6 protein-coding genes and 1 pseudogene are annotated in these 6809 nt (G+C 65.9%); 2 read left to right on the forward strand and 5 right to left on the reverse strand.

The window, feature by feature from the left end:
- The 4 genes and pseudogenes from ELR45_RS40495 to ELR45_RS06465 all read right to left on the reverse strand — a co-directional run.
- A pseudogene (locus ELR45_RS40495) lies at positions 1–199 on the reverse strand (FAD-binding protein); the annotation flags it as partial.
- 108 nt (positions 200–307) lie between these two features.
- Positions 308–2278, reverse strand: a complete 1971-nt coding sequence (locus ELR45_RS06455) for a beta-propeller domain-containing protein (RefSeq protein WP_165367535.1) — start codon at positions 2276–2278, stop codon at positions 308–310.
- Positions 2279–2483: 205 nt separating this feature from the next.
- A complete protein-coding gene (locus ELR45_RS06460; RefSeq protein WP_205856140.1) occupies positions 2484–3311 on the reverse strand; it encodes an ABC transporter permease in 828 nt (275 codons plus the stop codon).
- Complete coding sequence (locus ELR45_RS06465; protein WP_129665040.1) at positions 3308–4312, reverse strand: ABC transporter ATP-binding protein; 1005 nt, start codon at positions 4310–4312, stop codon at positions 3308–3310. The genes ELR45_RS06460 and ELR45_RS06465 overlap by 4 nt, the downstream gene beginning before the upstream one ends.
- A 74-nt stretch (positions 4313–4386) precedes the next feature.
- Between ELR45_RS06465 and ELR45_RS06470 the strand changes: the two genes are divergently transcribed.
- Both ELR45_RS06470 and ELR45_RS06475 read left to right on the forward strand, forming a co-directional pair.
- The gene (locus ELR45_RS06470) at positions 4387–5343 is read left to right on the forward strand and encodes a helix-turn-helix transcriptional regulator (protein ID WP_129664446.1); all 957 of its coding nucleotides are present in this window, start codon (positions 4387–4389) and stop codon (positions 5341–5343) included.
- Between the two features lie 80 nt (positions 5344–5423).
- Positions 5424–6410, forward strand: coding sequence for an aldo/keto reductase (locus tag ELR45_RS06475; RefSeq protein WP_129664448.1), 987 nt, complete (start codon positions 5424–5426; stop codon positions 6408–6410).
- A 25-nt stretch (positions 6411–6435) separates the two neighbouring features.
- On the opposite strand, the gene ELR45_RS34725 is transcribed toward ELR45_RS06475, so the two are convergent.
- A complete protein-coding gene (locus ELR45_RS34725) occupies positions 6436–6591 on the reverse strand; it encodes a hypothetical protein (protein WP_165367536.1) in 156 nt (51 codons plus the stop codon).
- Between the last annotated feature and the right edge of the window lie 218 nt (positions 6592–6809).

Here is a 6809-nt window from a genome sequence, read left to right on the forward strand (position 1 = left end):
CCTCTTGTGGAATGCTGGCCAGCGAGACCAGGTCCCCATCGGTGTCGGCGATCGAATTGAACGAGTGTGCGCTGCCGAGCACGCGCATCCGGCCACTGCGCGCCACGAGTTTCTGAAGCTCCTCGAGCGATGAGGGACGCTGGACATGTTCCACGTGGAACATCAGGTTCCCGGCCCAGTTGGTCGGTCGTTGACTCATAAGCGTCCTTCCTCGGCGGTCGACGGCAAGGTCCGTCGACGGTGTCAGCGCCCTACCAGTATCGCGCTCGAGGTCGGCTCGTTTCGACGCAGCCGGCGGAAAGCACGTTCACCAGGCAGGCTCGAGCTCGGTCCAGCTCTGAAGGCCGAGATCATCAAGATCGTTGACCTGGAGGCCGTCATGCCAGAGCGTGTAGAGCGAGTCGTCGATCACCATCGAGCGAAGAACGGGCTCCCACAGCTGCTCCTCGTCGCGCGCCCCTTGCCCGCCGCCGTGGTTCACCATGCCCTGTGCGGTGACCGCATCGCCCTCCAGGGTCACCACCAGAGCACCGCCTGGCTCCATGGTGAAGCCGTCCGCCGTCGCCATCTCCGCACCGGAGATCGGCACCACCGCTTGGCGAGTCTCCGGCCAATACAAGAACGCGTGTGGGTCGGACTCGACGTCGCTCCAGGTACCGTCGACGACGTGACCGTCCAGCTTGCGTGGATCAGCGGGATCGCTGACGTCGAACAGCGATACCTGCGTGCCTACCGCCTGACCGTCATCGGTGGCTTCCTGACCCACGCCGACCAGCCGGCCGTCACCGACGCCGTGCAGGTAAGAGGAGTAGCCGGTGATCTTGAGCTCACCTTCGACCGACGGGTTGGCCGGGTCGGACAGGTCAAGGACATAGAGCGGATCGATCTGGCGGAAGGTGACGACGTAGGCGGTGTCCTCGAAGTACCGCACCGCATAGATGTCCTCACCTTTGCCGAGGCCGCCCACCTGCCCCACCTGAATCAGATCGTCACCCTGTTCGGTCAGGGTGATCACCTGACTCTCACTCTTCCGGCCGTCACCCGAGCGCGTGGTAGTGGCGACACGGAGGACGCCGTCGTGCTCGGACATCGCGTATGACCCGATGATGCCGCCTGCGACCTCACCGGAGGCCAGGTAGCGCGCCGGCTCGTCGCCGCCGATGTCGAATGCGTGAATGCCGGTGCTCTCCACCTGCGGCCACCCTGGGCCCGTGATGGGCGCGTCGATGGCCTCCATAGGAGCGAACTCGCCCGCGGTTTCCACGTTCGCAGTCGCCACGTACAGCTGGTCAGCGCTGGCGTAGACGGTCTCGCCGCTGCTGAGCACACCCACGCCGTCAGCGTCGATGAGCTCGTCAAAGCCGAGCGTGAGGACGCTGATGACCGAGAATCCGGCGAAGTCCCGCGGCCGGTTCAGAGCGTCGCATCCGACGAGCTGGCCGCTGGACTCCTCGCCACCGGCGTCCAGCCGGTAGGACGGCAGCCAGTCCTCGATCGTGGAGTCGGCGACGATATCCCGATTCCTCTCGATCAGTTCGTCCTCGTCTCGTTCCCAGTCCTTCTCGCCCATCGGGAATACCAGGCCCGGCTCGGAGCTCGTGACCATGCGTATCGTGCCGTCCACCATCCGTGCATCGAGGTGGTTGCCATCGATCTCCAATGACGACTCGACCGTGGGATCGGCCGGATCGGAAAGATCCACCAGGAGGACGGTGGTCATGGGTCGTTCCCAGGCCGTCTCGGACGGCGCCGGCCCGGCGTCGACGGGTGTCCACCCCTGGACGAAGACGACGGCGCGGTCGCCTTCCAAGAGGAGCTCGGCGTCGGCGTAGTCGTCGGTCAGCTTCAGGCTGCCGACCTCTTCCGGGTGGTCACCGGTGATGTCGACGGTACGCAGGTTCGATCCGAGCGTTGTGACGACGAGGTTGCCGTCGGTCTTCACGATGTCCGGCTCGTCGACTCCACCCTCCTGGACGTTGGTGGTCGAGTACGACGTCGAGGAGCGGGAACCGTCGGCGCCGGCGCTATCGTCGCCGTCCATAGCGGCCGCCTCGCCGTCCGTCGTCTCCTGCTCGAGCACGAGGACATCGTCGCCATGCCACGTGTCCTGCAGGCCCCAAGGGCCGATTCGCTCGTCCGCCTCACGCTTGAGGTGGTCGAGCACATCCGGGCAGGATCCGAAGGAGACCAGGCCGGACGCGACGGCTTCGTCGGCGGGCAACGCGTTCACAGCGACCAGCGTGCTGGCCGCAATGCCACATCCGAGAAGAATGCCCATGTGCTTTCGCATATCACTTCGACGCGCTCACCACGGGTTCGGTTGCCATGACATGCTCGTGCCCTGCGGATCTGTGAAGCTGGGGTGATCCGCAGGGCAGAACGAGGCGGAGAGTGGGCACGCGGGTTCGAGGTCGGCGCGAGCCGGTGGACATCTCGCCCCGACCGATCCCCTCGCGGCTACGTGGCATCTCGCGGGCGATCGTTCAGTTCGAGCGGCGCATGCTCCGAATCCCTACCAGCAGCCCCAGCGCGGCCAGGAACGCGGCGGCTCCCGCGCCCTGCAGTACTGCTGTGGATGCGATCTCACCGTTGAACAGCAGCCGGGACGCATCCACCACGTAGGTCAACGGGTTGATGTCGGCCAGGGTTCGCAGCCAGCCGGGTCCGTCGTCGATCGGCAACAAGATTCCGGCCAGCAGCAGGAACGGAAACAACAGCGTCTGCTGCACGGTCCAGAACAGCCAGTCCTGATCCTTCGACGCCAGGGCCAGCGCGTAGGAGAGGGCTCCGATCCCGATGGTCATCACAGCAAGGATGAGCACGGCTATGACGGTTCCGGCGAGGTGCAGCTCGAAGTCGAACGGGAGGCAGACCGCCACGATGATCACCGTCTGCATGACCATCGGCACGATCTCCTTGAGTGCTCGCCCGATCAGTAGCGCCGACCGCCGTAGCGGCGTGACCAGCATCCGTTCATGAGCGCCGGTCTGAAGCTCGAACAACAGGTTGGACCCGGTGAATGCGCCGCTGAACAGGCAGGACATGACGACGATCCCGGGCACGAACCACTGCAGAGCAGAACCTTCTCCGGTTCCCGGGAAGTCGGAGAGCAGTGGCCCGAACAGTCCAAGGAAGACCAGCGGCTGGATCATGCTGAACACCACTGAGAACGGGTTGTGCAACACCGGCCGGAGTTCTCGCATGAAGACCGTCGTCGTGTCCTGCAACAGTGACGGGCGGCGTCGACTCATCTGCGCGGACTTGCGGGCTTGGTCGTTCTCGGCGTCTGGGGTCATCACGGTGGCGCTCATGCTGCGATCTCCTGGTTCTCGTGCACAGTGGTCTCGGTGTCGGTGGGTTCGGTGCCACCTTCGCGGAGGCTGCGGCCGGTGAGGTTAAGGAAGACGTCGTCCATGGTCGGCCGGGCTACCTGGGCGCTGGTGACGGTGACACCGTCAGCGGCCAGGTTCACGAGCAGCTCAGGCAGCAGCTGGGGCGCGCCGAGAACCCGGATCTCGACCGTGGTGCCGAACTGGCTGACCTCGGCGCCGATGACTCGCCGGGAGCGATCGGCCGCACGCCGGGCGTCGTCCTCGTGGTCGAAGGTGAGCGTGATCCCGTCGCCGGCGTGGACTTCCTTCAGCCGGGACGGGGTGTCGTCGGCGATGACTCGTCCGTGGTCGACGACGATGACCCGCTCCGCCATCGAATCCGCCTCGTCCAGGTAGTGAGTCGTGAGGACGATCGTCGTTGCGTACTCAGCACGGAGCTTCGCAATCTGTTCTTGCAGGTTGGCCCGGTTCTGCGGGTCCAGGCCCGTCGATGGCTCATCGAGGAAGAGCAGGTCGGGTGCATGGATCAGGCCCATCGCGATGTCCAGGCGGCGGCGCTGGCCACCGGAGAGCGTGGACACCGTGCGGTCGGCGACTGCTTCCAGGTCGAGTGCCGCGATCAGCTCGGAGGCGCGCGAACGGGCCTCCTTTCGGCTCAATCCGTAGCAGCGTCCCTGGCTGATCAGCTCGTCCCGGCCCCGCTGGGTGTGTCCCGCTCCATTGCCCTGGCCGATGTAGCCGATGCGGCTGCGTACCTCGCTTTGCTCCCTCACGACGTCGTGTCCGGCGACCTCCGCGGTGCCTGATGTCGGCGGGATCAGGGTGGTGAGCATCCGCAGCGTGGTCGACTTGCCCGCTCCGTTAGGGCCGAGCAGGGCGACGAGCTCCCCCTGCTGTACCTCGAGGTCGAGGCCTCGGACGGCCTCTACGGTCTCCTTCTTGACCGTGAAATGCCTGGTCAGTCCGTTGGTTCGGATCATTGTGGTGTCCATGGAGACAACGCTAGAATTGATTCCGGCCACTTTCTGGCCTGAATGTGAGCGAATCTGGAATCATGGCAAACACCAGTTCTCGGATGCTGCGGCTGCTTTCCCTCCTTCAGACGCATCGCTACTGGCCCGGAGGGGATCTGGCGGAACGGTTGGATGTCAGTGAGCGCACCCTGCGCCGCGACATCGACCGGCTCCGCGAGCTCGGCTATCCCATTGAGGCCAGCCGAGGCGTGGCAGGCGGCTATCAGCTGCAGGCGGGTGCGGCGCTACCGCCGTTGCTCCTGGACGACGACGAGGCCGTTGCCATCGCGGTCGGCCTGACGACCGGCAGCGGTGGCGCCGTCGACGGCATAGAAGAGACCTCGGTCCGGGCCTTGGCCAAAATCGTGCAGGTCATGCCGCCGAAACTGCGCCGGCGCGTGGACGCGCTGCAGGCCGCGACCGTGCCCGCTGTCTGGGGCGGTGGTCCCACTGTCGATGCGGAAGCGCTTGCTGTGATCGCGCTGACCTGCCGAGACAGCGAGCGGCTGCGATTCCGCTACACCACGCGTGCCGGCGACGAAGCGTCACGCTTGGTGGAGCCGCACCAGATGGTGTCGCTCGGCCGGCGCTGGTACCTGGTGGCATGGGACCTCGGGCGCGCGGACTGGCGCACTTTCCGCGTGGATCGGCTGGTGGATCCGTTTCCGACCGGAGTCCGGTTCCAACCGCGCGAACTGCCCTCCTCGGACGCCGCGACGTTCGTCCGAGAGAGCCTCGCTTCGATACCGACCCAGTATCAAGTCGAGGTCGTCATCCAGGCACCGGCCGCCGACGTGGCGAATGTGGTCCGGCAATGGGCGACGGTCGAGCCGATCGACGACGCGTCGTGCCGGATGCTGATGAACGTGGACGATCTGTCGTGGCCAGCGCTGGTCCTCGGTGCGCTCGGCGCGGAGTTCGACGTGGTCAACCCGCCTGAGCTACGCGCCCACCTCCGCACGACGGCGGCGCTGTTCAGCCGCTCGACGGCCGTCTGAGGCGACAGCCAGCTTGCGTCCGGCGGGGTGTGGGCTAGGGCCTTCAGGGCGCAGGACGGTAGGCCGTAGGGTCGGTAGGTATGGAGACGAGGATCTTGGGAAAGACCGGCCGTGCCGTCGGTGTCGTGGGATTCGGCGCCTGGCAGATCGGCGGTAGCTGGGGCGACGTCAGTCCGGATGACGCGATGGCGGCGCTGCATTCCGCGGTCGACTCCGGAGTGACCTTCATCGACACCGCTGACGTCTATGGTGACGGACGCAGCGAGAAATTCGTCGGGGAGCTGCTGCGGGAGCGTCCCGATGCGGGATTGACGGTGGCGACCAAGATGGGTCGGCGGGCGAGCCCGCACACCGTCGACGCGTACACGCTGGACGCCTTCCGCGAGTGGAACGACCGGAGCAGGGAGAACCTCGGTGTCGACACGCTCGACCTGGTGCAGCTGCATTGTCCACCGACGCCGGCGTATGCGCGCGATGAGATTTTCGACGCCCTCGACGCGATGATCCAGGAGAAGCGGATCGGAGCCTATGGGGTGAGCGTCGAGACGTGCGACGAGGCGCTGACGGCGATACGACGTCCTGGCGTCGCGACCGTTCAGATCATCCTCAACTGCTTCCGGCAGAAGCCGCTGGACGCCGTGCTGCCGGCCGCGGCCGATGCGGGAGTCGGGATCATCGCCCGAGTTCCGCTGGCCAGTGGGCTGCTGTCCGGGAAGTACGACGAATCAACCGTGTTCGCGGACGACGATCACCGCACGTTCAACCGGCAAGGTGAGGCGTTCGACGTCGGTGAGACGTTCGCTGGAGTGCCGTTCGACGTCGGCGTCGCGGCAGCGCGTGAGGTAGCCGAACTGACGCCCGACGGGGCGAGCACCGCCCAGCTGGCGCTGCGCTGGATCGTCGACCAACGGGGCGTGTCGGTGGTGATTCCGGGTGCTCGAACCCCGGAGCAGGCCCGCAACAACGTGGCCGCCGCCGATCTCGCACCACTCGGTGCGGAGACGACCTCGGCGATCCGCCGCATCTACGACGAGCGCATCCGCCCGGTTGTGCACGACCGTTGGTGACCGGTATGCGCAGCGCGAACGCCGCCTACCAATAGAACCGGCGCCCTGCCACTGGACGGCCGACCGCTCCCAGGATGAAGAACACGACTCCGATCACGAGGACGATCGAGCCCAGCGTGACGAGGAGTCCAAGGTCAACGAGCAAACCGATGATCAACAGGATGAGACCTAAGACGATCATGTGTGGTGCCCCCATTTCCATGTCGTCATTTCCGGTTTTGGGGGCCGTGTCATGCCCCCGATACCGCCTCATTACCCCGCGGACCTGAAGGCAATCAGCGGTTCGATCTTTCGTATCCCGTGGGACCGTAGCGAGACCATCACTGTGGATCTCGCATCGGCGCCGGTCAGACGGCTAACGGCCGGTCCGATGGTGCGACTGGCGCATGCAGGCTCGTC

It is taken from the genome of Phytoactinopolyspora endophytica, assembly GCF_004138495.1.
Classification (GTDB): Bacteria; Actinomycetota; Actinomycetes; order Jiangellales; family Jiangellaceae; genus Phytoactinopolyspora; species Phytoactinopolyspora endophytica.

Bases quoted from the DNA above. Each gene is read 5' to 3' on its own strand.
- ELR45_RS06470 (WP_129664446.1), top strand. From the start codon at position 4,387: ATGGCAAACACCAGTTCTCGGATGCTGCGGCTGCTTTCCCTCCTTCAG.
- ELR45_RS06465 (WP_129665040.1), bottom strand. From the start codon at position 4,312: ATGATCCGAACCAACGGACTGACCAGGCATTTCACGGTCAAGAAGGAG.
- ELR45_RS06475 (WP_129664448.1), top strand. From the start codon at position 5,424: ATGGAGACGAGGATCTTGGGAAAGACCGGCCGTGCCGTCGGTGTCGTG.
- ELR45_RS06460 (WP_205856140.1), bottom strand. From the start codon at position 3,311: ATGAGCGCCACCGTGATGACCCCAGACGCCGAGAACGACCAAGCCCGC.
- ELR45_RS06455 (WP_165367535.1), bottom strand. From the start codon at position 2,278: ATGGGCATTCTTCTCGGATGTGGCATTGCGGCCAGCACGCTGGTCGCT.
- ELR45_RS34725 (WP_165367536.1), bottom strand. From the start codon at position 6,591: ATGATCGTCTTAGGTCTCATCCTGTTGATCATCGGTTTGCTCGTTGAC.